Genomic DNA, 24,143 nt, shown 5'->3' with positions numbered 1-24,143 from the left:
ACGCCCGGAGCGCGCCCCCTGCGAGGGGCCGGGCCCGCAGGCATGACTTCGCGCGATCGGGGGAACGCCGAAGAGACCACTTCGTCCGCGCCCCGGGCGGCAGCGCCTGCAGCGTCGCCACGGCAGGAACCCACCAGTAAGGAGCCCCCCCATGACGGAGAAGCGCACCAGCAAGTCGGCCAAGATCCTCTACCGACCGTGGGGCCTGGTCGCCTCCATGCTCGGTGGCGTCATCGCCGCCCAGATCTTCCAGCGCGTCTGGTCGGCCGTCGACCCTGCCTCCGAGGACCCGCCCACGCCGCTGCAGTCCGAGTACCATCTCCCGAAGATCATCATGGCCGCCGCGGTGCAGGGCGCGATCTTCACGGTCGTCCGAGCCCTCATCAACCGTGGCGGCGCCCGTGTCTTCGAGCGCTGGACAGGTGAGTGGCCGGGCGACTGATCCCGCGCAGCGACAGGCCCTGCACGCCAGCGACAGAGGAGAGCGCCCATGACGCCCAGCCCCACGAGCAGTGCCGACGCCGTCGTGGTGGGGGCTGGACCCAACGGGCTGGTCGCCGCCAACGCCCTGGCCGACGCCGGATGGGACGTCGTGCTCGTGGAGGCCAACGACACCGTCGGGGGCGCGGTGCGCACGGCCGAGGTCACCGCCCCGGGCTTCCGCAACGACCTCTTCAGCGCCTTCTACCCGCTCGCGGCTGCCTCACCGGTCATCCAGGACCTGCACCTCGAGCGCCACGGCCTCGCCTGGGAACAGGCGCCCCGCGTGGTCACACACGTCTTTCCCGACGGCAGCGCCACCCCCATCGAGCGGACGCCCGAGGCGACCGCGGCCGTGCTCGAGGAGCAGGCGCCCGGAGACGGGGACGCCTGGCTCGAGATGGTCGAGCAGTGGCAGGAGGTGCGCGACCCGCTGCTGGACGCACTCTTCACGCCGATCCCTCCGGTCAAGGCCGGCACGACGCTCGCCCGCCGCCTCGGCACCGACGGCCTGCTGGAGTTCACCCGGCTGGCGCTGCTGCCCGTGACCCGCCTCGGGGAGGAGCGGTTCGTCGGCGAGGGCCCACGGGCCCTGCTGACCGGCAACGCCATGCACTCCGACCTGCCGCCCGACGCCGCCGGCAGCGGACTCTTCGGCTGGCTGCTGTGCATGCTCGGCCAGGACGTCGGCTTCCCCACCCCCCGCGGCGGTGCGCAGTCGCTCGCCGACGCGATGGAACGACGTTTCACCGCGGCCGGGGGGACGGTGCGTACGGGCGCTCGCGTCGAGGCCGTGGAGGTGAGCGGGGGCCGGGCGGTCGGCGTACGCCTGACCAGCGGTGAGCGGATCGGGGCACGCAGGGCCGTGCTCGCCGACGTCGACGCCCCGACGCTCTTCAACCGTCTCGTGGGCGACGAGCACCTGCCCGAGGCGTACGTCCGGGCCCTTTCCCGCTTCCAGTGGGACCACCCCACCCTCAAGCTCAACTGGGCGCTGGACGGGCCGATCCCGTGGCGCTCCCCGGAAGCGGTCGGCGCCGGCACCGTGCACCTCGGCGTCGGGCGCCACGGCTTCATCGACCACAGCGCGGCCATGGCGACCGGACGCGTCTCGCGCGAGCCCTTCGTGCTGCTCGGGCAGATGACGACGGCCGACCCCTCCCGCTCCCCCGCCGGCACCGAGAGCGTGTGGGCCTACAGCCACCTCTCCCACAGCCTCGCCCGCGACGAGGTGGGTCTGGAGGCGACGGCAGAGGGGATGCGCCGCGTCATCGAGGAGGCCGCGCCCGGCTTCGCCGAGCGGGTGATCGCCGAGCACGTGCAGCGGCCGGCTGACCTGCAGGCCGCCAACAGCAACCTGGTCGACGGTGCGATCAACGCCGGCACCGCCCACCTGCACCAGCAGCTGGTCTTCCGGCCGGCCAACGGCCTGGGCCGCCCCGAGACCCCGGTCGTCGGCCTCTTCCTGGCTGGTGCGTCGGCACACCCGGGCGGTGGCGTGCACGGTGCCTGCGGGTGGAACGCGGCGCGGGCAGCGCTCGGCGCCGAGAAGGCTGTACGCCGCCGGCTGCTGCGCACGGCCTGGTCGCGGCTGCTGCCCTCCTGACCTCTCCCTGACCAACGCCGGGCCAGCGAACGCGCTGTCGCTCAGTGGCCCTTGAAGCGTCCCTCGACGAGCAGGCCGAGGCGACGCAGCGTCTCGCGGTTGCGGGGACCGATGACCAGCTGTCGCGCCGGCTTGGGGATCAGGGATCCCGGTCCCTCGACGGCGTCCTCACGGATGTGGATGCGCGAGTGGCGCTCGTCCACCTCCTCGACCTCGAGGATCACCTCGGCCGCACCCACGGGCCAGCCGTGGGTCTTGAGGCGCATGAGGTGGGGCGGGTCGACCTCGAGCACCTCGGTCTTGTCGTCGAGGAGGAACGGCCAGTTGCCCACGGAGTGGTGCAGCCGGGAACCGACGGCGGGCCAGTCGGGGTCGACGTCACGCATCCGGGCCGCGCCCACCACCCACATCGGGAAGAACCAGCCGTCGGCGAGCACGTCCCACACCGCCGAGGCGGGGGCTTCGACGTCGCGACTGATCCGGACGGCTGACTCGTCACTGGCGCTCATGTGCTTCTCCTCGTTGGGTGGGTGCATCAGGTTCAGGCGCCCGCACGGGTCGGGCGGTCCCGCGGCCGGCGAGGGCGAGCGCGCGCTGCTCGACCACCTCGATGCGGTCGGCGGCGATGAGCAGCAGCCAGTGGGGTGCGCGGGCCTCGCTGTAGCGGGCGTACGCCAGTCGGCGCACGCGACCCGAGAGCCCCCGCAGCGGGGCGGCGGTGCCGAAGACCGGGGTGAGTCGGGCGTGCTCGATGGAGCGCTCGCGCCGCTCGAGCTCGGGCTGCTGCTCGGGCAGGCGCCAGTGGGCGTGGGCGGGGACGCCGTCGCTCAGCTCGCGTGGCACTGACGGGCGGACCGCCGGGTCGAGGTCGGCGCCCCACCCGGGGATGCGGGCGCGCAGCTCGTCGGGCGAGAAGCGCTGGGGGCGCGCGGCGGAGACGTAGGGCGTCTGGTCCTGGTCAGGCATGGTCCCTCCTCAGGCGTTGGGGACGAGGACGGGTTTGATGCACCCGTCGAGCTTGGACGAGAAGAGGTGGTAGCCCTCGGCGACGTGCTCGAGGGGGATGCGGTGCGTGATGATGTCGCTCGGCGTGAGGTGGCCGTTGCGGATGTGCTCGAAGAGCCGCGGCCACTGCCGCTTCACCGGACACTGGTTCATCCGCAGCGTGAGCCCCTTGTTGACCGCGTCGCCGAACTTCACGGCGCTGAACACCGGGCCGTACGCCCCCACCACCGAGACGGTGCCTCCCTTGCGGACCGCGTCGATCGCCCAGTTGAGCGCGATCGGCGACCCACCCTGGAGCTTGAGCTTGGTGGAGGTGAAGTGCTGCCAGCGGTTGCCGTCGGCCTCCGCACCCACCGCGTCGATGACCACGTCGGCACCGAGGTGGTCGGTGATCTTCTTCAGGTGGACGACGACGTCCTTGACCTGCTTGAAGTGGACGGTCTCGGCGAAGGCGAACTGCTCGGCCATCGCGAGGCGCTCCTCCACCTGGTCGACGACGATGACGCGACCGGCCCCCATCAGCCACGCGGAACGGGCCGCGAAGAGACCCACCGGCCCGGCGCCGAAGACCACCACGACGTCGCCGAGGCCGATGTCGCCGAGCTGGGCACCGAAGTAGCCCGTCGGCAGTGCGTCGGTGCACATCAGGGCGTCGTCGTCGCTCATCCACTCGGGGATGAGGGTGGGCCCCACGTCGGCGAAGGGGACGCGGACGTACTCGGCCTGGCCGCCGTCATAGCCACCGGCGGTGTGGGAGTAGCCGTAGATGCCGCCGACCGCCGTCGCGTTGGGGTTGACGTTGTGGCAGTTGGAGTAGAGGCCCTTGGCGCAGAAGTAGCAGGTGCCGCAGAAGACGTTGAAGGGCACCATCACCCGGTCGCCGGGCTGCAGGTGCTCCACCGACGGGCCGACCTCGTCGACGACCCCGATGAACTCGTGGCCGAAGGTCGTCCCGACCCGGGTGTCCGGCATCATCCCGTGGTAGAGGTGCAGGTCGGAGCCGCAGATGGCAGCCCGCTCGACCCGCACGATCGCGTCGTTGGGGTGCTCGACGGCGGGGCGGTCCTTCTCCTCCACGGCGATCTTGTAGGGACCGCGGTAGACCATGGCCTTCACTCGTAGCTCCTCACCTGAGGGCGGCTCGGCGCCGCGCGGGTGTGCGTGGGGCTCCCGTACCCATCTGGGCGCCCTTCACACCGGGCCAGTCACCGCGAGCCAGTCACACCGGGTCGATGGAGACCGTCTGCCCGCGCTCGACGGGCTGGATCCCCTCCGCGAGACCTTCGCGGCGTGCCAGGGCGAGGAAGTCCGACAGCGGCGAGCGGAAGACGCCGTAGTCGTCGTGGTGCACCGGCACGGTCCGCTCAGAGCTCACGCGGCGCAGGAAGTCGACTCCCTGGGCGGCGTCCATGGTGACCGTGTGCAGCAGCACCCGCGTGCCGCCGAGGTGGACCACCGCGGTGTCGATCTGGGGGTGGATCCGTGCGATCTCGTCGAGATGGCTGCCGGTCAGGGTGTCACCGCTGAGGTAGACGCGCTGACGTACCGCGCCGCCCACGCTGTGCTCGAGGAGCGAGCCCATCACGGGCGGCAGCAGGGCGCCCATCACGCCGCGGGCATGGATGCCGGGCAGGGACTCGACGGTGAGCGTCTCGTCGCCCTTGGTCAACGTGTGGCGCTGCCAGGTGCCGAGGCCCCGGGCGTCGAACCCCCACTTCCGCAGCTTGCGCGCGGCCGGAGGAGTGGTGAGCACGGGTGGGGTGCGGTCGAGCTCGCGACGGGCGATCCGGTCGAAGTGGTCCCCGTGCAGGTGCGAGAGCACGACGGCGTCGAGCGGTGGCAGGGCGGCGGGTTGGAGGGCGGGTTCGGTCAGCCGCCGCGACCACAGCCCCTTGCCGAGGTAGGCGCGCTGGCCCCGGTGCAGGAAGTTGGGGTCGGTGAGCAGCGTGAAGGAGCCGAGCCGCAGGACCGTGGTCGCCGTGCCGATGAAGGTGATGGTGTCGCCGCCGCTCACACCGGCCCCGGCGGGGTCTTGTCCGGAGCGCCCCCGACGAAGCGGATCCGGCCCGTGCCAGGCGTACGCCGTGTCTCGACGGTCTCACCCTCGCGCAGGACGCCGATCCGCTCGACGCGGGCGGCCACCTCGCCCAGCCGGGCGCTGGCGCCCCGGCACACGCCCGCGAGGCGGGAGCTGCGCAGGCTGACCTCGTCGAGCACGTCACGACTGCGGTCGAGCACCGTCAGCGGCACCGCCGCCAGCACGTTGCCGGGTGGGCGGCGCGAGACGACCGGGTGCGGACGGCTGGGGGCGGTGCGCCGCAGCACCTCCCACCCCACGCCGATCATGCGCAGCTGGGCGGGGCTCAGCGTCTCCTCCAGCCGCGGAAGGATCCGGTCCTCCTCGTCACGTACGTCCTCGCGCAGCACCTCGGCGAGCCGGGCGAGCAGCGCCTGGTGGTCCTCGTCGAGGTCGTCAGGGTGGTGCAGGGTCTCAAGGCGGCGCCAGAGCTCGTTGACCTCCTGGTGCTCCTGCTCCACCCCTGAGGTCAGCGCCTCCCCGAAGGGGACGGTGCGGCGCACCACGGGCCACAGCAACGACTCCTCGGCGAAGGCGTGCGGGAAGACGAGGCGGGCGATCTGGCCGAGCGTACGAGAGCGCGCCGTGGCGTCGGGGGCGGACGCGAGCTCGTCGAGCAGCTCCTCGAGTCGTTCGTGGTCGCGCTTCTGGAGGGCCACGATGCTGAAGCGGCCTCCGGGCGTGGTCTCTGCCGGCGTCGTCATGGCTGATGCCTCCCCCACCGGGTGGAGGTTCACACCTGGTCGTCGTCGGCGTCAGGGTCTGCCGCACCGGCGGGCGCCGAGGCTGGACCTGAGTCCTGGTCGTCATGCCCCTCGTCGTCGGCGGCTGCACCCGAGGGCGTCGAGCCGGGATCGGTGTCCTGGTCACCGGTGACCGCGCCCATCTGCGCGCTGGTCTCGGCGGGGCTGTCGTCGACGAGGCTCTCGTCGCTGGCGTGGCCCGGGGTCTCGCTCATGGTGCTCTCCTCGTGTCGTCGGAAGAAGTGCTGTACCCCATCGCGGCCGTGGTGATGCAGCACCGACGATCTGAGTAGGGCGACTCTGGTTGCCGCCGTGCCGCGCTGGGGAGGATCGTCCGCATGCGAGGGGACACGTCATGGGGCAGGCAGCAGCTACGTCGCTGGATCACGGTCGCCGCCATCGGGGCGAGTCTCGCGCTGCTCGTCAGCGTGGGCGAGGAGGCGGACGCCGCGGGTGACCTGGAGTACGCCGTGGTGGCTGAGTAGTTCCTTCCCAGGAGATCGCACGGTCAGCTCAGCCGGCTTCGCCGCCGATAGTGTCGCCGCATGACCCAAGAACCGAGCAGGTCGGAACCAGAGAAGCGCGAGCCGACGCTGAGGCAGCAGTACGAGCTCGGGTCGGCCATCAATTCCGCCTGGCTCTCGCTCAGGGCAACTTCCGAACACCTCGACGGGCTCGACGACGCCTGGGAGCGGTTTCTCGTGGTCCCGAAGTGGCGGGACTGGGTAATCGAGCACATCGGCGTGCCGGAGGGGCCTTTCCTCCTGCTCGAGGTGCGCGACGAGCCTGCGCGTTCGCGGCTGCGCAAGACTCCGCGAGGCGTCACCATGTGCGTGCCGATCAGCGAAGTGGTCGACGCCGAACGCGCCGGCGAGATGGTGGCCTACTTCGTGGGCTGCATCTACGACATCTACGAAAAGTGGGCCACCGCCGCCGAGCTCGGGCCGCTGCCTGCCCAGCCCTGCTGAGTGTGTCCCTGTCGCAGAGGTCGTGAGTCTTGGCACCGTACCGGGGATGTCGACCCATGCTGCATGCGCGGGGCCTTTCGTGCCGGATTGGCCTGGCGACCGGTCGCCGCCATGGTTCGCTGTAATCCCGCGAGCCCTCGCGACATGACATAGGTGTGAAAGAGATGACGAGCGACGATCGGGTGGGCGCGGTGTTCGAGTCGCACGCTGCCCGACTGTTCGCCTACGCCCGCAGGTACGGCCCGCCTGAGCTTGCCGAGGACCTGGTGTCCGAGGCCTTCGTGGTCGCCGTTCGCCGACAACACGATTTCCCCGACGACGCCGGCGAGGCGTACGCCTGGCTCGTCGGCACCGTGCGCAAGATCGCGGCCAACCAACGCCGCCGCGACGCCAGCTACGACAGGTACTGGCGCGAGGCGGTCCGCACCTACTGGTGCGCGGACACATCGGATTCGCCCGAGACCATCTTCGCCGAACGCGACGCATGCCTGTCCGCCCTCGCCCACCTCTCGGAGTCCGACCGCGACCTGCTCCTACTCGTCGCCTGGGACGGACTCACGCCGGAACAGGCAGGCGCCGCCCTCGGCATCTCACGTCGCACGCTCGCCGTACGCCTGCACCGCGCGCGGCAGCGCCTCACCCTTCACCTCGTCCCCGTGCCCGTCGCCGGGGCCCGCCACCGCATCGGAGTGACACCATGACCGACCTCCTCGATCGGCTCGAAGCAGCCCGCCCGACCCAGGCCGCTCTGGACTCCCGCCTCCCAGCCGACGTACTCGAGCGCATCAAGGCTGACGTCGCTCGCGAAACGACCCCACGAGCGCGTCCGCCCCACAGACGTCGTCGCGTCCTCGCGGCGGTCGCAGCCACCATCGCTGGCGTCGTGATCGTCCCCGTTCTCGCGGGGTCGGACGGGAGCGCCGCCCGCGCTGACCTGACCGAGCTCGCGATGGTCGCCGCCAACTCCGATGGGCCCGCAATCACTCCCGGGACCTTCCTGCACGTGAAGACCGAGGCCCTCCAGCGCAACAGCCGCCTCTTCGGCGACGGGCGCACGCTCGACACCCACCGCGAACAGTGGGTGCGGTGGGACGGCGTCGTCTGGGTCATCGACACCCGACCCTCAGCCGGTTGGACGGACTACATGGTGCTCCCCAAGAACGATGGGCACAGCCCCGAGCTTGCTGCGGAGCTGCCCGACAGCGCATCCGACCTCCGCGCCCACCTCGACCGCACCGTGTCAGGCTCCAACTCGCACGAGGAAGCCATCTTCGTCGCCATCACCGACTGGGTGTACTCCAACCTGCTACCGCCGAAGACCCTCGCCGCCGCGCTCGAGGTGCTCGCCGATGTCGACGGCGTCGAGACCAAGGACGTCACCGTCCGCGGGCGCGAGGCCATCGAGGTCAGCTTCAACCGCTACTGGTTCGACCTCATCTCCACCGAGAGCATGGTGATCGACCGCGAGACCGCACGCACCATCTCCGAGTACGACTCCGACCTCGGGGGGACCTACGAACTTGAGACCACCCTGGTCGAGGTGGTCGAGGAGATCCCCGCCGACGTGCTCCGCGACTTCGCGGCCCACAAGGACGACGGCCGGGTGTACAACGACGGGCACGCGCCACCGGCCGACGAGAGGTGAACCACCCAAGGCTGACTCAGCGCTGCACCGTCACCGCGGCCCGGCCTCTCGCCACGATCACCGGGTCGTCCTCGACCCCGGGCACCGCGAGCGGCAGGTCCAGTGGCGCACGCAGCGTCACGGTGACGACTCCGGCGGCAGCATCGACGTCGACACCGTGGGTCAGACCCGGATAGGTGTCGTACGCCCCGACCGCGGCGAGGTGCTCCCCCACCGCGGCGTGCACCTGCTCCGCGCTCTGCGACAGGCGTCCCTCGGGGATGCCGTCGGTGTAGGCGCTCACCGACCCCAGGTCGGCACCCTGGAGGGCGGCGCCGTCGGCGATGGTCGTCAGCCCCTGCCGCTGGAGGTAGGCAGCCGAAGCATCAACGACTACCGCGACCAGGACGAGCAGGACGGCGGCGAAACCGATGATCATCGGGGTCACCGAGCCCCGCTCGTCGCGGCGGGCCCTGTTCCTCTTGCCGCTCACGGGGCGCCCTCGACGTACTGCCCGATCGGCACCCGGTGCCGTGCCTGCAGGTCGAAGTCCGTCCGCCCCCGGCGGAAGATCTCCGGCACCATCGGCAAGGTGACACCGGAGCTGATCGTCACGGTGACCACGGACGTACCAGCCAGGCACCGGCCGGCGCCGAGGCTGCAGTCGACCTCGACGTCGAGTGGCATGTCGGGACCGCCCTGGTCCTTGAGGGTCTGTCGCGCCGCCTCGGTCGCACGGGCACGGGCGGTGGCCTCGTCGGGGGCGAGGACGTACGCCCGTCCCGCCGCCCGCGCGGCCGCGCTCACGGCGAAGGCGCCGCGCTGGACCTCGAAGACCGAGAGGATGACCCACACCAGCGGGACGATGAGCAGGATCCCGAGCCAGATGAACTCGACGATCCCGCTGCCGCTTTCGTCGCGACGTCTCACGGCACCGCTCCCGTGGGATCGGGTTCGATCACCGCGTTGCCGGAGACCGTGAACGACACCGCCGGCCCGCCGAGGCCGAGCGCTGGCACCGCCACGTCGATCTCGACGCGGTAGGCAGGTGCCCCCGCGAACTCGCTCACCTCGATGCGGGTCGCCTTCACGAACCGCTGGGCCACGGCTCCGTCCCACTGGTCACGCGTGCGGGCCAACCCGTCCTCGGGGGTGGACTCCCACGCCGCCGCGTGACGAGCACCCTCGGAGGCGGCGAGCGCGACCGTGTTGCGCACGTGCAGCACGAGGGCCAGCTGCATGACGCCCAGCACGAGCGGCACCAGGAGCACCATCACGAGCACGAAGTCGACGACGGCCGACCCGTGCTCGCCACGCTCCCGGAACCGCGCCACGTCAGTTGGTGACCTTGCCGAGCGCCGCGCGCAGCATCGACTCGAGCTCGGGACCGATGAAGAGCTGGAGTCCGGCGACCAGGCCGACGGTCATCACGGTGATCATCACCCAGCCCGGGACGTCACCGCGCTCGTCGCGGCGGTCGTGGAGGCCGAGAAGGTGGGCGGTGACGCGCACCGCGAGGTCAACGCGGTGGACGTGGTCGAGACGCGGGATCTGCATGGTTCCTCCGAGATGGTGTGGGTGGTGCGACGTGTGGGCGGATGGTGAGAGAGATGGGTTGAGTCAGGGCGTGGTGATCCGCAGGCCGACCAGCCCCGGATAGAGGGCGAAGAGGATGACGATCGGCAGCACCAGGAAGACGACGGGCACGAGCATGAAGACCTCGCGCCGCGCGGCCGACTCGATGAGCGCTCGGCGCCCGGCCTCGCGTACGTCGCCCGCCTGTGCGTGCAGCACGTCGGCGAGCGGGGTGCCGCGCTCGAGGGCGATGGAAAGACCTTGCGAGAACTGGGCCACCATCGGGACGCCCGTGGTGCGCGAGAGTCGGTCGAAGGCCACCACGACCGGTTCGCCGGTGCGGATCTCGGCCAGCACCCGGCCCAGGTCCTGCGACAGCTCACCGGTGCTGCGCGCCACGACCCGGTCCAGGGCCGCGACCGGCCCCTCGCCCGAGGCCACGGCCAGGGCCAGCAGCTCGGCCAGCACCGGGAACTCCGCCAGGATCGCCCGGTCCCGCGTCGTCGCCTGGCTGCTCAGGCGCTGGTCCCGGGCGATGACTCCACCGACGAAGGCGCACCCGCAGAGCAGGAGCGCGGGGACGACCCGGGTGTCACCGCCGAGCGCTGCCACCACCCGCCAAGCGGCGATCATGGCGAACGCCACCAGCCCCCAGATGACCTGCTCGACCCGGAACTCCTGGACCGTCGTCTCCAGTCCGGCGCGCTGCAGACGACGCTGGACCGACACACCTCCGCCGAGCACGCCGTCGACGGCATCGGCCGCCCGGCGCAGCGCGGGCGCCAGCAAGCCCGACGCCGCGGCCAGGGGTGAGGCCGTGGGGAGGTCAGGTGACGGCGCAACCAGACGGCGGACGGGACCGGCGGCGTGGTCCAGGCGCGGCAGGTCCTGGACCCAGGGCAGCACGCGCAGGTCGAGCGACGTACGCCGGATCGCCACGACCCGGGCAACGACGAGGAGCAGGCCCACGCCGCCCAGGGCGCCGACGAGAGCCCCGGCCGTCGCGGGCGTCATGCCAGGATCCTTCGCTCGACCGGAAGACGACCGATGCGGGTCATCAGGGAGTACGCCGCGAGGCAGGCCGCAGCACCCACGCCGAGCACCAGCACCCCGGTGGCGGACGAGTAGCGGGTGATCACGTCGGACTGGAAGGACATGATCAACAGCACGACCCAGGGCGCGGAGACCGCGAGCCTGGCCCCGTTGACCGTCCACGCCTGACGAGCCTCCAGCTCGGAGCGGGTCCGGGCCTCCTCGCGCAGGTAGTGCGAGAGGTTGCGCAGGAGCCGACCGAGGTCTCCCCCTCCGACCTCCCGCGCCACCCGCAGGCCTTCGACCATGCGGTCGCCCACCGGGTCGGCCAGACGTTCCTTCAGCCGGTCGAGCGACTCCCCGAAGCGACCGCTGACGTGGTAGTCGATGCCGAACTGGGTGAACGCGTCACGCAGCGGCACCGGGCCGTTGCGGGACAGGCTGATCAGTGCGTCGGGCAGGGAGAGACCGGCGCGGACGGCCGAGGCCAGGTTGTCGACGGCCTCGGGCCAGACCTGCGCGAACTCCTGCTGTCGCACCCGCGCCCGGCGCTGGACGGCAGCCGTGGGGGCGGCGGAGGCGATGAGGCCGAAGACCAGGGCGACCGGGAGCGTCTGCGAGACCACCTGCACCACCAGGAAGGCCACCGCGCCCAGGGCGATGGAGAGCCCGGTGAGGCTGCTGACCGACACACTGCCCATCCCGGCGCGCGCCAGCAAGGAAGCAGCCCGACCGGGGGTGTCGTCCGTACGCGCGGCACGCGGCAGCGCGAAGGACGCCCAGACCAACAGGGCGCCCAGCCCGAAGCCGAGACCGACGAGCGCCCCCATCAGCCGACCCCCGCCGGCCTGCGCCCGGCGTGGGCGCCGTTGAGCAGAGCGTGCACGTCGACCCCGATGCGCCGGTAGCGCTCGGGACGAGGCGGGACCCCGCCGACCCAGACCAGCCCTTCGTCGCGTCGTTCGAAGATCGGCTCGACCTCGATGACGTCGTCCTCGACGCGCCCCGGCACGGCCACGACCTCGGACACCAGACGCTTGCCGTGGACGTCCAGGGTGAGGTGCACGACGAGGTCCACGGCGTTCGCCACCGTCGGCACCACGAACTTGGCGGAGATGTTCTCCCCGGCGAGCAGCGGCAGCATGCACATCTTGGTGAGCGCCTCGCGGGCGCTGTTGGCGTGGAGCGTGCACATGCCCGGCAACCCGGAGTTGAGGGCGAGCAGCAGGTCGAGGCACTCCTCCGCACGGACCTCCCCCACCAGCACCCGCGAGGGACGCATGCGCAGCGCCTCCTTGACCAGCTCTCGCAGCTTGATCTCGCCCGTGCCCTCCAACCCGGACTGCCGGGTCTGCATCGGCACCCAGTCGGGGTGGGGGAACTTCAGCTCGAAGACCTCCTCGGCGCTGATCACCCGCTCGCCACCGGGGATCGCCGCCGCGAGGCAGTTCAGGAGCGTCGTCTTGCCGGCCTGCGTGCCGCCAGCGACCAGGACGTTGAGACCGGCACGGACCGAGGCGCTCAGGAACGCGGCGGCCTCCGGCGTCAGGCTGCCCAGCTCGACCAGCTCCGAGAGCCGCGCGGCCTGCAGGCGGAACTTGCGGATGTTGACGGCCGAGAAGCCACGGCTGATCCCCTCGAGCACGACGTGCAACCTGTGCCCGCCCGGCAGCATCGCGTCGACGAAGGGACGGCTCAGGTCCAGCCGTCGCCCGCTCGACTTGAGCATGCGCTCCACCAGCTCGTCGACCTGCGCCTTGTCGAGCAACACGTCGGTCAGCTCGTGGCGGCCGTGCCGGGCGACGAAGACCCGACTGGGGTCGTTGATCCAGATCTCCTCGACGTCCGGGTCGTCCAGCAACGCCTGCAACGGGCCGAAGCCGGCCACCCCTGCGACCAGCTCCTCGACCACCGCCACCGGGTCCTCGACCGGGACGCCCGCGCCGCTCAGCGAGCGGTCGTCGTGGTCGCGTACGACCTGGCGGGCGAGGCGGCGTACGACGTCGGACTCGCGCTGCGGGTCGACACCCTCACGGCGTACGGCGTCACGCAACGCCGCGTCGAGGGCGCCGATGGCGCCGCGCGACGTGACCGGGGTCGTGGTCATGGAGGGTCCTGTCCCGAGAGGTCCTGGAGGGCCCTCGGGACGCTAACGAAGACGCACCCTGCCCGCGTCCGCCGAACGGCGTATCTGTGGACAACTCGCACCACAGGGCGCGAGTTACCCACTATTGGGTGGCCGACCTCAGGTCCGGCCGAACTCCACGGCCTCCTGGTAGGCCGCGACCGCCGCGAGCTGCGACTTCACGTTGAGCTTCTGACGGATGGCACGGACCTGGCTGCGCACGGTGCCCTCGCTGACGCCGCCGGCGTCGGCGATCGTGGTGATCGACTGCCCTTCGTTGAGCATCCCCAGGACCTGCCACTCACGGGGCGACAACCCCGCGATGCGCTTGATCAGGTCACGACGGGCGGGGCCCAGCCGCTCCCACGCCTCGAGCGCCCTGGCCCGCACCTCGGGGTCCATGCCCGGGGCGCCGCGGGCGACGGCGCGTACGGCGCTGGCAAGCCTCTCCAGCCCCTCGGTCATCGAGACGATGCCCTGGCAGCCCGCGGCGAGCAGACCGCCCCACCGGGGCGGGTTGGAGGAGCCGGTGACCAGGACCCACCGCAGCGGGATCGTCTCGATCACCGACATCACGCCACGCCACTGCGCAACGTCGTCGATCTCGGCGACCACGATGCCGACCTTGGCCCCGGCGGAGCTGATCGCGCGGCGGGTCTCGAGCAGCTCGACCCGCGAGCGCGGGTAGGGGAAGTCGGTGACCTCCAGGCTGTGCGCCTCCAGGGCGAGCACGATCGTCTCGCCGACGATCTTTCCCTCCGCGAGCACAGCGACGCGTGGGCTTTCCCCCTGCACGGGAGACCCGTCCTGCACCATGACTCACGCCCCTCGTCGTGTCCGTGGGCTCCGCCGCCACGGGTGGCCACCTGCACAAGATTGGCATCCCGTCGTCGGACGCGCGTGGGTGTCGGGATAACTCGTGTCGCCCCGGAACACATTTACCCAGAATTGGTCATCTTGTGGATGAGACCAGCGCAAGCCACCGCACGCTCCCCCGTACTGTCCACGCGGGGACTCCCGCGTGCCACCCGCGTTCCACGGCACAACTGGGGGGAGGACTGGGGTGGTGACGGGCGCTTGCTCCGATCCGACCGGGCGTGAGTTCGCCCCCACATTTGGGGGCTTCAGCACTAGCATGAGGGCGCTGACGCTCTGCCACACACCACGAACGGCAGGTTCTGTGGCATCGAAAACCGACAGACGTCAGCTGGATGCAGGAGGACATGGGGCATGAGGGGCGCATCACGCGTGTGTGTGATCGAGGATCACACGCTCTTCGCGGAGTCACTGCAGATCGCTCTGGAGCTCAAGGGGCACGAGGTACGAAGGGTCCCGCTGCCCGACGACCTCCACAGCGCGACCACCCTGTTGCCGGCGGTGATGAAGCACCAGCCGCACGTGCTCCTCCTCGACCTCGACCTCGGCAACGCCGACGGCAGCCGGCTCATCGAGCCCGTCGCCCGCGCTGGCACCGCCGTCGTGGTGCTGACCGGCTCCAACGACCGTGCCCGGTGGGGACAGTGCATCCGCCTCGGGGCGCGCAAGGTCATGGAGAAGACGGCACCGCTCAACGAGATCCTGGCGACCATCCGGCTCATCGGCGAGGGCCGCCCGGTCATGACGCTGGAGGAGCGCGAGGACCTCGTACGCCACTGGCAGGAGGAGCGCGCCCAGGTCGCCGACCTGCTCGACAGGCTCAACCGCCTCACCGCCCGCGAGGCCGAGGTGCTGGGCCAGCTGATGAACGGCCGCCAGGTGCGTCAGATCGCGGAGGCCTCCGTCGTCTCCGAGGCCACCGTGCGCACACAGGTGAAGTCGATCCTCGCCAAGCTGGAGGTCAGCTCGCAGATCGGCGCCGTGGGCTTGGCCCACAACGCTGGCTGGAACCCGCCCCACTCCAAGAACTGACCGCACAGGTGCCGCCGCCCGTGCCCTCGTCCTCGCCCCTCCGCGCCGAGGTCACCGCGAAGAACCTGAAGATCCTGCTGGTCTGCTCGTCCGGCGGCCACCTCACCCAGCTCATCAGCCTGGCGCCGTGGTGGTCGGAGCACGAGCGCCACTGGGTCACCTTCGACACCGAGGACGCGGTCAGCAAGCTCGAGGGGGAGCGCGTGACCTTCGCCCACTCCCCCACGACCCGCAACGTCGTCAACCTCCTCCGCAACGCACGGCTCGCCCTGCATCTGCTGCGACGCGAGTCTCCCGACGTGATCGTCTCGACCGGCGCGGGGGCAGCGGTCCCCTTCTTCTGGCTGCGTCGCTTCGCCGGTCCGCAGGCGCGCACCGTCTACCTCGAGGTGATCGACCGCGTCGACTCACCCACCCTGACGGGCCGGCTCTGCCGCCCGGTCACCGACCTCTTCTGCGTGCAGTGGCCCGAGCAGCAGCGCTTCTACCGGGGCTCCGTGCTGCTGGGGAAGGTGTGGTGACCGTGGCCGAGTCACCCGGGCAGCACGCCCAGGTCGCCGTGCTCCTCGGCACCGACCACCACCCCTACGACCGTCTCGTCGAGTGGGCCGCCACGCTCGCCGCGGAAGACGGCCAGCGCTGGTTCGTGCAGCACGGCTTCACCCGCTGGCCCGACGTCGCGTCCGCCGACCTCCCGGCCAACCTCACCGGGACCCGCATGCTCGGGGTCCGCGAGCTCGACGACCTGCTTGCCCACGCCGACGTCGTGATCACCCACGGCGGCCCGAGCCTGATCCAAGAGGCTCGCACCTCCCGGCACGTCCCGATCGTGGCTCCCCGCGACCCCGCCCTCGGTGAGCACGTCGACGGGCACCAGATCGACTTCACCGCCCGGCTGGCCGCCGACGGCACGATCCGCCTCGTACGCTCCCTCGACGACCTGCGTCTCGCGGTCGCCGCCACCCGCCACGAAGGGCGTCCGACCACCGCCGACGCAGTGACCCCCGACGAGACCGTCGAGCGGTTCGCCACCCTGGTCGAGGGGGCCCTGAGCGCCCCTCGCGTCGGACTGCTGGCCCGTCTGGCGCTCGCCGGGCGGAGGGTCAGTCCACCCCCAGCAGGTCGCCCCGCTCGGCGACCCGGGCCAGAACCTCCTCGGCAGTGAACTGGTCGAGCGAGAGCGGGTCCTCGGCCACCCCCGCGACCTCGTCCCAGGTCAGCGGCGTGGCCACCGTCGGTCGCTCACGCCCGCGCAGGGAGTAGGGCGCCACCGTCGTCTTGGACGCGGCGTTCTGCGACCAGTCCAGGAAGACCTTCCCCCCGCGCCGCGACTTCGTCATCGTCGCGGTGACCAGGTGGCCGTGGGAGGACTGGAGCTCCTCGGCGACCTCCTTCGCGAAGACCGTCACCAGGTCGCTGTCGGGCACCACGTCGTCGATCGTGACGCCCTCGAGCCCGGCGTACAGGTGCAACCCCTTCGAGCCGCTCGTCACCGGCGTGCACTCCAGACCCCGCTCGCTCAGCGCCTCCCGCACCAGCAGCGCCACCTGGGCGCACTCGTGCAGCGTCGCGGGCTCGCCGGGGTCGAGGTCGATGACCAGCCGGTCAGGCGGCAGCGGCTGGTCGTCGTCGTCCACCCGCCACTGGTGCACGTGGAGCTCCAGGGCCGCCAGGTTGGCCAACCACGTCAGGGTGGCGACGTCGTCGACGACCGGGAAGCGGATGACACCACTGCCCTGACCGCTGCGCGAGCCGGTGGTGGGGACCTCGGCCGTCCGCACCCACGCGGGCGTTCCGGGGGGCACGTTCTTCTCGAAGAAGCTGGAGTCGCCGACGCCGTGCGGCCACCTGATCCGGGTGACGCACCGCCCGGCCAGGTGCGGCAGCATCACCGGGGCAATGGCCGCGTAGTAGTGCAGCACCTCGCCCTTGGTCGTGCCCGTGCCGGGATAGAGCACCTTGTCGAGGTTGTTGATGGTGAGCCGGCGGCCCTCGACCTCGACCTGCACCTCGGACTTCTCGAACTTCTCCGCCTTCTCAGGCATCGTCCGCCTCCCTCGACTGGGTGAGCAGGTCGGCCGGCGTCAGGTCGACGCGCACGCCGCGGAAGGACGGCTGTCGCAGGCGGCCGTTGGCCGAGAAGCCCAACGACTCCACGTCGACCACGACCTCGGGACGTACCCAGTGCGTGCCCAGCGCGTCGGCGCGCGGCAGCTCCTCGTCGAACGGGGAGGCGTCGGCGGCACGGGCCACCAGCAGCTCCTTGAGGGCGACGCCGGTCCGTCCGGTGATGCCCGACCCGACCCGACCGCGGTAGCGGAAGCCGTCCGCGGTCGGCTCCCCCACCAGCACCGCCCCGATCCGCGCCGGCGACCCGGTCTCGTGGCGCCACCCTCCGACCACCCAGGACGTCCGCGAGCGATGGGCGAACTTGAGCCAGCTGCGGCTGCGTACGCCCTCCTCGTAGCGCGAGGCCAGCCGCTTGGAGACGATGCCCTCCAGCTCCTGCGCACGGGTGGCCTCCAGCAACATCTGCCCGTCGTCGTACGTCGGGGGCACCTGCACCTGGTCGTCGCCCAGGTGCAGGGAGTCGAGCAGCTCGCGCCGCTCCGACAGGGGCAGTCCGCGCAGGTCCTGCTCCCCCAAGCGGAGCAGGTCGAAGACCAGCAGCGTCACCGGCACCACCTCGGCCCGCATCCGGGCGCCGCGGCCGCTGCGCTGGAGCCGGGTCGCCAGCGCGCCGAAGTCGGGGCGGCCGTCGGTGAAGGCGACCACCTCGCCGTCGAGCACGAGGTCGGGGAGCGCGAGCGTGCTGAGCTCGGGGAAGGTCGACGTCACGTCGTTGCCGTTGCGACTCGTGAGCCGCGCGCGGCCCCCGGTGACCTCGACGATCACGCGCATCCCGTCCCACTTCACCTCGTGGACCCAGTCGGGCCCGGTGGGCACGTGGTCTCCACGGGTGGCGAGCATCGGACGCATGTCGACCATCTTCCCCGATGGGCAGAGTGGGTGATACTGGCCTTCTCACACTGTCGAGGGGAACGCCTGGACGACGCCGGGCGAACGGAGGATCGTCATGCGCGCCATCTGGAAGGGCTCGGTCTCGTTCGGCCTGGTCAACGTGCCGGTGAAGCTCTACTCGGCCACCGAGTCGCACGACGTCTCCTTCCGCCAGGTGCACGAGGCCGACGGCGGACGGATCAAGTACCAGCGCGTCTGCTCGATCGACGGCGAGGAGGTCCCCTACTCGGAGATCGCCAAGGGCTACGAGACCGAGGACGGCGAGATGGTCGTGCTCACCGACGACGACTTCAAGGAGCTCCCCCTCACCTCGTCGCGCGAGATCTCGGTGGAGAAGTTCGTGCCCAGCGACCAGATCGACCCCATGCTCTTCGAGAAGTCGTACTACCTCGAGCCCGACGCCAGCGGCGCCAAGGCGTACGCCCTGCTCCGCGAGGCACTGCTCGAGTCGGACCGGATGGCCGTGGTCACCGTCGCGCTGCGCCAGCGCAGCTCGGTGGCCGTGCTGCGCGTGCGGCCCAGCGACAGCGGCGACGTGATCGTGCTCCAGACGATGATGTGGCCCGACGAGATCCGGGTGCCCGACTTCTCGGTGGAGATCGACGAGGTCAAGGACTCCGAGGTGAAGATGGCCCGGATGCTCGTGGAGACCCTGGCCGGCGACTTCGACGCGTCCGAGTTCGAGGACGACTACGCCGACGCCGTCGAGGCCCTGGTGAAGGCCAAGATCGAGGGCGGCGAGGTGAAGCGCACCGAGACCAGCACGAAGAGCTCCGGCGAGGTGGTCGACCTGCTCGCTGCGCTGCAGAAGTCGGTCGCCGCCGCCAAGCAGGCGCGCGGCGAGGAGGCTCCGGCCGAGGTGGAGGAGGCTGCGTCGGAGGCCGAGGCCGCCGAGAAGCCGAGGAAGGCGACGGGCTCGTCCGCGAAGAAGACCGCCGCGAGGAAGACCGCCTCGAAGACCACCGCGGCCAAGACCACGGCCAAGAAGACCGCCAAGAAGGCGGCAGCGAAGAAGACCACCGCGAAGAAGCAGGTCAAGAAGGCCAGCTGAGGCCGTCCACGCTGGGCTGCCCTGGCTGGGCCGCTACGCCGGCCTGTCGTCCCGCCTCTCCCGGTGGTCAGCTGTTGTCGAGCAGGCTCCGCACCACGCGCAGCCCCACCGACATCCGGGCCAGGTCGGCCTCGCCGTCACCGACGATCTCCTCGAGCGTGTCGGCCGCCGTGGCCACCCGCTCCCCACGCTGGTCCGCCCACGCCTCGACGAGCTCCTCGGCCGGTGCCCCGGGATCGTGACCGCCGACGGCCAGCACCTCGCTCGTCAGGCGGGCGTGCACCGAGTAGAGGTCGTCACGCAGCGCTGCGCGGGCCATGGCCTGCCAGCGGTCCACCCGCGGCAACGCCACCACGGCGCGCACCAGCACCGGCAGCGCCAGGCGCTCGCCCAGGGCGAAGTGGACGCGCGCCACCGCCTCGGGGTCCAGCTCCTCGCGGCGCGCGGTCTCCACGACGCCGAGGAGGGCGTACGCCGAGGGCAGCACCGCCACCCGGGTCGCCAGCGCCGGATCGACGCCCTGCGCCGTCAGCGTCGCGCGGCGCTCCTCGAAGGCGTGGCGCTCCCGGCCGTCGAGGAGGCCGGGGAGCGCCGCCATCAGCCGCTGCACCGGAACGCTCAGACCGTCGACGAGCCCTTCGCTGTCGATCGGCGGGTCGTAGTGACCGACCAGCCAGCGGGAGGCGCGCTCGACGAGCGTGCGCATCTCGATCCGCATCCGGGTCTGGGCCGAGGCAGGCAACCGGTTGTCGAGGGCGGCGACCTCGAACCCCAGGGCTTCGGAGCCGAAGATCTCGCGCGCGACGAAGTTGGCCCTCGTGAGCTCGGCGGCCGACTGGCCGGTCTCGGAGGCCAGCCGCATCCAGTAGGTCAGTCCGGCACCGTTGACGAGGTCGTTGACCACCTGCGTGGTGACGATCTCCCGGCGCAGCGGGTGCTCCATCATCTGCGCGCGGTAGTCCTGACGCATCGCGGACGGGAAGTAGCCGATCAGGTCGCTGCGCAGGTAGGGATCGTCGGGCAGGTCGGAGGCCAGCAGCTCGTCGGCCAGCACGATCTTGGTCCACGACAGCAGCACCGCCAGCTCGGGACCGCTCAGCCCCTCGCCCGCCTCGAGTCGGCGCTTGACCTCCTTGGTGGAGGGGAGCCCTTCCAGCTCGCGGTTGAGCACCCCACGCGCCGTCAACGTCCTCATCCAGTCCTCGTGCACGTGCAGCATCTGCGGCGCGGTGGAGGCGGCGTTGGAGAGCGCGAGGTTCTGCATGTAGTTGTCCCGCAGGACCAGCTCGCCGACCTCGTCGGTCATCGAGGCGAGCAGGGTGTTGCGGTGCTCGGCGTCCAGGGCACCCGTGGCGACGACCCGGTCGAGCAGGATCTTGATGTTGACCTCGTGGTCGGAGGTGTCGACGCCGGCGGAGTTGTCGATGAAGTCGGTGTTGATCGCGCCGCCCGCCTCACGGGCGTACTCGACGCGGCCGGCCTGGGTGAAGCCCAGGTTGCCGCCCTCGCCGACGCAGGCGGCCCGCAGGTCACGCCCGTCGACGCGCAGCGCGTCGTTGCTCTTGTCGCCGACGTCGGCGTGCGTCTCGGTCGACGCCTTCACGTAGGTGCCGACACCCCCGTTCCACAACAGGTCGACGGGCGCGGTGAGCACGGCACGGATGAGGTCGGTCGGCGTCAGGGAGGTGACCGCCGCGTCGAGGCCCAGCACCTCACGCATCTGCTCGGTGACCCGGATCGACTTCGCCGACCGGCTGAAGACGCCTCCACCCTCGGAGATCAGCGACCGGTCGTAGTCCTGCCAGCTGGAGCGCGGGAGGTCGAAGAGGCGCTGGCGCTCGGCGTACGACGCTTCCGGGTCGGGGTGCGGGTCGATGAAGACGTCGCGGTGGTCGAAGGCGGCCACCAGCCGCGTCGTCGGGGAACGGAGCATGCCGTTGCCGAAGACGTCACCGGACATGTCCCCGATGCCGACGCAGGTGAACTCCTGCGTCTGGCAGTCGATGCCGCGTTCGCGGAAGTGGCGCTGCACCGAGACCCACGCACCACGCGCGGTGATGCCCATCGCCTTGTGGTCGTAGCCGACCGAGCCGCCCGAGGCGAACGCGTCCCCCAGCCAGAAGCCCCGCTCGATGGCCAGGGCGTTGGCGATGTCGGAGAAGCTCGCGGTGCCCTTGTCGGCGGCGACCACGAGGTAGTAGTCGTCGCCGTCGTGGCGCACCACCCCCTCGGCTGGTACGACCTCGCCGTCGAGGAGGTTGTCGGTGACGTCGAGCAGGCCGCGGATGAACGTGCGGTAGCTCGCCTTCCCCTCCTCCAGCCAGGGGCCTCCCGGTCGGACATGTCGGGGCAGCTGCTTCGCGAAGAACCCACCCTTGGCGCCGACCGGCACGATGACGGTGTTCTTCACCATCTGCGCCTTGACCAGGCCCAGCACCTCGGTACGGAAGTCGTCGCGTCGGTCCGACCAGCGCAGGCCGCCGCGGGCGACCGAGCCGAAGCGCAGGTGCACGCCTTCGACGCGGGGCGAGTGCACGAAGATCTCGAAGGCCGGGCGCGGCTCCGGCAGCCCGGGGATCTGCCCGGGGTCGAGCTTGAGCGAGAGGTACGAACGCCGCTCGCCGTGCTCGTCGGTGCGGAAGGCGTTGGTGCGCAGGGTCGCGGACAGGTGGGCGAGGTAGGAGCGCATGATGCGGTCGTGGTCCAGGCTGACCACGGCGTCCAGGGCCTCGCTGAGCCGCTCGCGCACCTCGGCCTCACGCTGGTCGCGCTCCTCGGCCGTCCAGTCGTACGCCGGGTCGAAGCGGACCTCGAAGAGCTCCACCAGCATCCGGGTGATGTCGACGTTGGCCCGCAGCGCGGCGGTGATCGACGCCTGGCCGAAGGGGCTGTTGCCCTGGCGCATGTACTTCGCGTAGGCACGCAGCCACCCGACCTGACGCCAGGTCAGCCCCGCGTCCAGCACCAGGGCGTTGAGTCCGTCGACCTCGTTGTCGCCGCGCCAGGTCGCCCGCAGCGCGTCGACGACCAGGTCGGGGTCGGAGTGGGGCAACGGACCCGAGTGGCGCAGGTCGAACTCGTAGACGTAGGTCGGTGTTCCGAGCCCCTCCAGCCGGTACGGCCGCTCGTCGACGACCTCCACCCCGAGCGAGGAGATCAGCGGCAGCACGCGCGAGAGCGAGATCGCCTCCCCCACCCGGTAGACCTTCAGCCGGGCGCGCTCGGTGCTGGTGTCGCCCCCGGTCTCCTCGGTCAGGGCGAGGTCGAAGCCGTTGGGTCGCGACTCGGTGGCGGCGTCCGCCAGGGCGCGCAACCGCTCCATGTCGGCCACGGCGGTCTTCGCGGTGAAGCGCTCCTTGTAGCCCTCCGGGAACGACTCGGCCCACGTACGCAGCTCGCGGGGGTCCTGCAGGGGGCCGCTGGCCTCGGCGACGAAGTCGTCGCGCCACGACCGCGACGCCTGGACCAGCTTCTCCTCGATGACGACCGGGTCGAACGGCCCGATCTGCTGCCCGCGCGGGGGGTGCAGGACGAAGTGGACCCGAGCCGTCGGCGACTCGTCGACGCGGGCGGAGAACTCGACGTCGTCGCCTCCCAGCTCGGCGCGCAGGATGTCGGCGAACCGCTCCCGCACGACGGTGCTGTAGCGGTCGCGCGGCAGGTGCACGAGGATCGAGACGAAGCGCCCGAACGGGTCGCGGCGACCGAAGGCCGCCAACCGGCGCCGCTGGCCGGCGTACAGCAGGCTCCGCACCACCGGCACGAGGTCGTCGACGTCGGTGTGGAAGAGCTCGTCGCGCGGATAGTTCTCCAGGATGTCGATGACCTCCTTGCCCGCGTGGGAGTGGGCGTCGAAGCCGACGGCCGCGAGGACGGCCTCGGCCCGCTCGCGCAGGACCGGGATCCGCAGGATCGACTCGGTGTAGGCCCCCGACGACAGCAGTCCCAGGAACCGGTGCTCCCCGGCGACGGAGCCGTCCTCGGCGAAGAGGCGTACGCCCACGTAGTCGAGGTAGGCACGGCGGTGGACCGTGGCCCGCGAGTTCGCCTTGGTGAGCACCAGGGGCGTACGCATGCGCGCGGCGCGCTCGCCCGCCTCGCTGAGCGCGGGAGGCTCGACGGAGAGGTCGGGGTCGTCGCGCAGGATGCCCAGTCCCGAACCGGGCACGGCCCGCAGGTAGAGCTCGTCCCCGGAGTCGCCCTGCCGGGTCTCCAGCCTGTACTCGCGGCACCCCAGGAACGTGAAGTGGTCGTCGGCCAGCCACTCCAGCAGGTCGCGGGCCGGGCCGATCGCCTCGCGCGCGACGTCGGCGGGGGCGTCGGCGAGTCCGTCGGCCAGCGCTCGGGCGGTGGCGCGCATCCGAGGCCAGTCCTCGACGGCCTCGCGCACGTCGCGCAGCACCCGCTCGAGGCCCTCGACCAGCGCGGCGCCGTCGTCCTCGTCGGCCACCCGGTCGACCTCGACCCGGATCCAGGACTCGGTGCGCACCCCCTCGTCGTCGGGCGCCGAGTCGTCGATCGGGGCGAGCTCGAGCAGGTGGCCGACCGCGTCGCGGCGCACCGACCACCGGGGGTGCACCACGAGGTGGATCGGGCGTCGTTGGCGGGTCAGCTCCATCGTCACCGAGTCGACCAGGAAGGGCATGTCGTCGGTGACCACCTCGACGGCCGTGCGGTCCCCGAAGTCACCCAGCCGCACCTTGGCGCGGCCCTCCGGACGCACCAGGGCCAGGTCGTGGTGGCTGAGCACCACCTCGACCAGCCGGTCCTCGCGAGCGAGGACGTCTTCGGGCGGGACGTGGCGGAAGTACGCCGACACCATCGCTCCGTCAGCAAGAGCCCCTCGCCCGGCCTTGTCGGCCGCCTGCGAGAGCGCTGCTGTCTTGTCTGCCTCCGTGCTGGTGCTGGACACGCCCCCGACCCTAGGT

General features: G+C 71.4%; 27 protein-coding genes. 10 read left to right on the top strand and 17 right to left on the bottom strand.

The genetic code is table 11. The features are described from left to right. Positions 1-151 precede the first annotated feature (151 nt). Both FCL41_RS04080 and FCL41_RS04075 read left to right on the top strand, forming a co-directional pair. A complete protein-coding gene (locus FCL41_RS04080; RefSeq protein WP_137066133.1) occupies positions 152-442 on the top strand; it encodes a DUF4235 domain-containing protein in 291 nt (96 codons plus the stop codon). Between the two features lie 48 nt (positions 443-490). After that, entirely contained in the window at positions 491-2,086 is a 1,596-nt protein-coding gene (locus FCL41_RS04075; protein WP_137066132.1) for a phytoene desaturase family protein, read from the top strand. Positions 2,087-2,127: 41 nt separating this feature from the next. Here FCL41_RS04075 and FCL41_RS04070 read toward each other — a convergent pair whose 3' ends face one another. The 6 genes from FCL41_RS04070 to FCL41_RS16950 all read right to left on the bottom strand — a co-directional run bounded on the left by FCL41_RS04070 (position 2,128) and on the right by FCL41_RS16950 (position 6,126). After that, positions 2,128-2,595, bottom strand: a complete 468-nt coding sequence (locus tag FCL41_RS04070) for an SRPBCC family protein (protein ID WP_137066131.1) — start codon at positions 2,593-2,595, stop codon at positions 2,128-2,130. Continuing rightward, positions 2,582-3,052, bottom strand: coding sequence for a hypothetical protein (locus FCL41_RS04065; protein WP_137066130.1), 471 nt, complete (start codon positions 3,050-3,052; stop codon positions 2,582-2,584). Before FCL41_RS04065 ends, FCL41_RS04070 begins: the two co-directional genes overlap by 14 nt. A gap of 9 nt (positions 3,053-3,061) precedes the next feature. Continuing rightward, positions 3,062-4,198 carry a zinc-dependent alcohol dehydrogenase gene (locus tag FCL41_RS04060; RefSeq protein WP_239021849.1) on the bottom strand — a complete coding sequence of 379 codons (1,137 nt, stop codon included), beginning with the start codon at positions 4,196-4,198 and terminating at the stop codon, positions 3,062-3,064. A 112-nt stretch (positions 4,199-4,310) separates the two neighbouring features. Beyond that, positions 4,311-5,105 carry an MBL fold metallo-hydrolase gene (locus tag FCL41_RS04055; protein WP_137066128.1) on the bottom strand — a complete coding sequence of 265 codons (795 nt, stop codon included), beginning with the start codon at positions 5,103-5,105 and terminating at the stop codon, positions 4,311-4,313. Continuing rightward, a complete protein-coding gene (locus FCL41_RS04050; RefSeq protein ID WP_137066127.1) occupies positions 5,102-5,872 on the bottom strand; it encodes a hemerythrin domain-containing protein in 771 nt (256 codons plus the stop codon). The genes FCL41_RS04055 and FCL41_RS04050 overlap by 4 nt, the downstream gene beginning before the upstream one ends. Positions 5,873-5,901: 29 nt before the next feature. Next, positions 5,902-6,126 carry a hypothetical protein gene (locus tag FCL41_RS16950; RefSeq protein WP_170970270.1) on the bottom strand — a complete coding sequence of 75 codons (225 nt, stop codon included), beginning with the start codon at positions 6,124-6,126 and terminating at the stop codon, positions 5,902-5,904. 123 nt (positions 6,127-6,249) lie between these two features. Between FCL41_RS16950 and FCL41_RS16945 the strand changes: the two genes are divergently transcribed. The 4 genes from FCL41_RS16945 (at position 6,250) to FCL41_RS04030 (ending at position 8,524) form a co-directional block, all read left to right on the top strand. Further along, entirely contained in the window at positions 6,250-6,396 is a 147-nt protein-coding gene (locus tag FCL41_RS16945) for a hypothetical protein (RefSeq protein WP_170970269.1), read from the top strand. 60 nt (positions 6,397-6,456) lie between these two features. Beyond that, positions 6,457-6,879 carry a hypothetical protein gene (locus FCL41_RS04040; RefSeq protein ID WP_137066126.1) on the top strand — a complete coding sequence of 141 codons (423 nt, stop codon included), beginning with the start codon at positions 6,457-6,459 and terminating at the stop codon, positions 6,877-6,879. 164 nt (positions 6,880-7,043) lie between these two features. Next, positions 7,044-7,580 carry an RNA polymerase sigma factor gene (locus FCL41_RS04035; protein ID WP_137066125.1) on the top strand — a complete coding sequence of 179 codons (537 nt, stop codon included), beginning with the start codon at positions 7,044-7,046 and terminating at the stop codon, positions 7,578-7,580. Further along, complete coding sequence (locus FCL41_RS04030) at positions 7,577-8,524, top strand: hypothetical protein (protein WP_137066124.1); 948 nt, start codon at positions 7,577-7,579, stop codon at positions 8,522-8,524. The genes FCL41_RS04035 and FCL41_RS04030 overlap by 4 nt, the downstream gene beginning before the upstream one ends. 16 nt (positions 8,525-8,540) lie before the next feature. Here FCL41_RS04030 and FCL41_RS04025 read toward each other — a convergent pair whose 3' ends face one another. The 8 genes from FCL41_RS04025 to FCL41_RS03990 form a co-directional block, all read right to left on the bottom strand. After that, the gene (locus FCL41_RS04025) at positions 8,541-8,996 is read right to left on the bottom strand and encodes a pilus assembly protein TadG-related protein (protein ID WP_239021767.1); all 456 of its coding nucleotides are present in this window, start codon (positions 8,994-8,996) and stop codon (positions 8,541-8,543) included. After that, positions 8,993-9,433: a hypothetical protein gene (locus tag FCL41_RS04020; protein ID WP_137066123.1), complete on the bottom strand. Its 441-nt coding sequence runs from the start codon at positions 9,431-9,433 to the stop codon at positions 8,993-8,995. Before FCL41_RS04020 ends, FCL41_RS04025 begins: the two co-directional genes overlap by 4 nt. Then, positions 9,430-9,837, bottom strand: coding sequence for a TadE/TadG family type IV pilus assembly protein (locus FCL41_RS04015; protein WP_239021766.1), 408 nt, complete (start codon positions 9,835-9,837; stop codon positions 9,430-9,432). The genes FCL41_RS04020 and FCL41_RS04015 overlap by 4 nt, the downstream gene beginning before the upstream one ends. 1 nt (position 9,838) lies before the next feature. Next, on the bottom strand, positions 9,839-10,060 hold the full coding sequence (locus FCL41_RS04010; RefSeq protein WP_137066122.1) for a hypothetical protein: 222 nt from the start codon (positions 10,058-10,060) through the stop codon (positions 9,839-9,841). Between the two features lie 63 nt (positions 10,061-10,123). Continuing rightward, positions 10,124-11,092: a type II secretion system F family protein gene (locus FCL41_RS04005; RefSeq protein WP_137066121.1), complete on the bottom strand. Its 969-nt coding sequence runs from the start codon at positions 11,090-11,092 to the stop codon at positions 10,124-10,126. After that, on the bottom strand, positions 11,089-11,940 hold the full coding sequence (locus tag FCL41_RS04000; RefSeq protein WP_137066120.1) for a type II secretion system F family protein: 852 nt from the start codon (positions 11,938-11,940) through the stop codon (positions 11,089-11,091). Before FCL41_RS04000 ends, FCL41_RS04005 begins: the two co-directional genes overlap by 4 nt. After that, a complete protein-coding gene (locus tag FCL41_RS03995) occupies positions 11,940-13,217 on the bottom strand; it encodes a TadA family conjugal transfer-associated ATPase (protein WP_137066119.1) in 1,278 nt (425 codons plus the stop codon). Before FCL41_RS03995 ends, FCL41_RS04000 begins: the two co-directional genes overlap by 1 nt. A 138-nt stretch (positions 13,218-13,355) precedes the next feature. After that, the gene (locus FCL41_RS03990) at positions 13,356-14,030 is read right to left on the bottom strand and encodes a response regulator transcription factor (protein WP_137066118.1); all 675 of its coding nucleotides are present in this window, start codon (positions 14,028-14,030) and stop codon (positions 13,356-13,358) included. A 459-nt stretch (positions 14,031-14,489) separates the two neighbouring features. Here FCL41_RS03990 and FCL41_RS03985 point away from each other — a divergent pair, with 459 nt between their 5' ends. From FCL41_RS03985 to FCL41_RS03975, 3 genes are read left to right on the top strand one after another with little or no spacing between them, the layout of a single operon-like run. Next, the gene (locus FCL41_RS03985) at positions 14,490-15,143 is read left to right on the top strand and encodes a response regulator (protein WP_239021765.1); all 654 of its coding nucleotides are present in this window, start codon (positions 14,490-14,492) and stop codon (positions 15,141-15,143) included. A 20-nt stretch (positions 15,144-15,163) separates the two neighbouring features. Beyond that, entirely contained in the window at positions 15,164-15,664 is a 501-nt protein-coding gene (locus FCL41_RS03980) for a glycosyltransferase family protein (RefSeq protein ID WP_239021764.1), read from the top strand. A 2-nt stretch (positions 15,665-15,666) separates the two neighbouring features. After that, entirely contained in the window at positions 15,667-16,308 is a 642-nt protein-coding gene (locus tag FCL41_RS03975) for a glycosyltransferase (protein ID WP_137066116.1), read from the top strand. Here the strand turns inward: FCL41_RS03975 and ligD (FCL41_RS03970) are convergent. Together ligD (FCL41_RS03970) and ligD (FCL41_RS03965) are read right to left on the bottom strand one after the other, a co-directional pair. Further along, positions 16,247-17,188, bottom strand: coding sequence for a non-homologous end-joining DNA ligase (gene ligD / locus FCL41_RS03970; RefSeq protein ID WP_137066115.1), 942 nt, complete (start codon positions 17,186-17,188; stop codon positions 16,247-16,249). The genes FCL41_RS03975 and ligD (FCL41_RS03970) overlap by 62 nt on opposite strands. After that, complete coding sequence (gene ligD, locus FCL41_RS03965; RefSeq protein ID WP_137066114.1) at positions 17,181-18,122, bottom strand: non-homologous end-joining DNA ligase; 942 nt, start codon at positions 18,120-18,122, stop codon at positions 17,181-17,183. Before ligD (FCL41_RS03965) ends, ligD (FCL41_RS03970) begins: the two co-directional genes overlap by 8 nt. 97 nt (positions 18,123-18,219) lie before the next feature. Between ligD (FCL41_RS03965) and ku the strand changes: the two genes are divergently transcribed. Continuing rightward, on the top strand, positions 18,220-19,215 hold the full coding sequence (gene ku / locus FCL41_RS03960; protein WP_137066113.1) for a non-homologous end joining protein Ku: 996 nt from the start codon (positions 18,220-18,222) through the stop codon (positions 19,213-19,215). A gap of 67 nt (positions 19,216-19,282) precedes the next feature. Here the strand turns inward: ku and FCL41_RS03955 are convergent, their stop codons facing one another. Further along, the gene (locus tag FCL41_RS03955; RefSeq protein WP_239021763.1) at positions 19,283-24,127 is read right to left on the bottom strand and encodes an NAD-glutamate dehydrogenase; all 4,845 of its coding nucleotides are present in this window, start codon (positions 24,125-24,127) and stop codon (positions 19,283-19,285) included. Positions 24,128-24,143: the final 16 nt, after the last annotated feature.

This window comes from Nocardioides jishulii (assembly GCF_006007965.1).
Lineage (GTDB): Bacteria > Actinomycetota > Actinomycetes > Propionibacteriales > Nocardioidaceae > Nocardioides > Nocardioides jishulii.
The sequence above is the reverse complement of the archived record's forward strand: the minus strand, read 5'-3'. Positions and strand labels throughout refer to the sequence as shown.

What these genes read in the sequence shown, in the direction of transcription:
- FCL41_RS04080 (WP_137066133.1), top strand. Translation starts at nt 152, where the DNA reads ATGACGGAGAAGCGCACCAGCAAGTCGGCCAAGATCCTCTACCGACCG.
- FCL41_RS04075 (WP_137066132.1), top strand. Translation starts at nt 491, where the DNA reads ATGACGCCCAGCCCCACGAGCAGTGCCGACGCCGTCGTGGTGGGGGCT.
- FCL41_RS04070 (WP_137066131.1), bottom strand. Translation starts at nt 2,595, where the DNA reads ATGAGCGCCAGTGACGAGTCAGCCGTCCGGATCAGTCGCGACGTCGAA.
- FCL41_RS04065 (WP_137066130.1), bottom strand. Translation starts at nt 3,052, where the DNA reads ATGCCTGACCAGGACCAGACGCCCTACGTCTCCGCCGCGCGCCCCCAG.
- FCL41_RS04060 (WP_239021849.1), bottom strand. Translation starts at nt 4,198, where the DNA reads ATGGTCTACCGCGGTCCCTACAAGATCGCCGTGGAGGAGAAGGACCGC.
- FCL41_RS04050 (WP_137066127.1), bottom strand. Translation starts at nt 5,872, where the DNA reads ATGACGACGCCGGCAGAGACCACGCCCGGAGGCCGCTTCAGCATCGTG.
- FCL41_RS16950 (WP_170970270.1), bottom strand. Translation starts at nt 6,126, where the DNA reads ATGAGCGAGACCCCGGGCCACGCCAGCGACGAGAGCCTCGTCGACGAC.
- FCL41_RS16945 (WP_170970269.1), top strand. Translation starts at nt 6,250, where the DNA reads ATGCGAGGGGACACGTCATGGGGCAGGCAGCAGCTACGTCGCTGGATC.
- FCL41_RS04040 (WP_137066126.1), top strand. Translation starts at nt 6,457, where the DNA reads ATGACCCAAGAACCGAGCAGGTCGGAACCAGAGAAGCGCGAGCCGACG.
- FCL41_RS04035 (WP_137066125.1), top strand. Translation starts at nt 7,044, where the DNA reads ATGACGAGCGACGATCGGGTGGGCGCGGTGTTCGAGTCGCACGCTGCC.
- FCL41_RS04030 (WP_137066124.1), top strand. Translation starts at nt 7,577, where the DNA reads ATGACCGACCTCCTCGATCGGCTCGAAGCAGCCCGCCCGACCCAGGCC.
- FCL41_RS04010 (WP_137066122.1), bottom strand. Translation starts at nt 10,060, where the DNA reads ATGCAGATCCCGCGTCTCGACCACGTCCACCGCGTTGACCTCGCGGTG.
- FCL41_RS04005 (WP_137066121.1), bottom strand. Translation starts at nt 11,092, where the DNA reads ATGACGCCCGCGACGGCCGGGGCTCTCGTCGGCGCCCTGGGCGGCGTG.
- FCL41_RS04000 (WP_137066120.1), bottom strand. Translation starts at nt 11,940, where the DNA reads ATGGGGGCGCTCGTCGGTCTCGGCTTCGGGCTGGGCGCCCTGTTGGTC.
- FCL41_RS03995 (WP_137066119.1), bottom strand. Translation starts at nt 13,217, where the DNA reads ATGACCACGACCCCGGTCACGTCGCGCGGCGCCATCGGCGCCCTCGAC.
- ligD (WP_137066115.1), bottom strand. Translation starts at nt 17,188, where the DNA reads ATGCCTGAGAAGGCGGAGAAGTTCGAGAAGTCCGAGGTGCAGGTCGAG.
- ligD (WP_137066114.1), bottom strand. Translation starts at nt 18,122, where the DNA reads ATGCGTCCGATGCTCGCCACCCGTGGAGACCACGTGCCCACCGGGCCC.
- ku (WP_137066113.1), top strand. Translation starts at nt 18,220, where the DNA reads ATGCGCGCCATCTGGAAGGGCTCGGTCTCGTTCGGCCTGGTCAACGTG.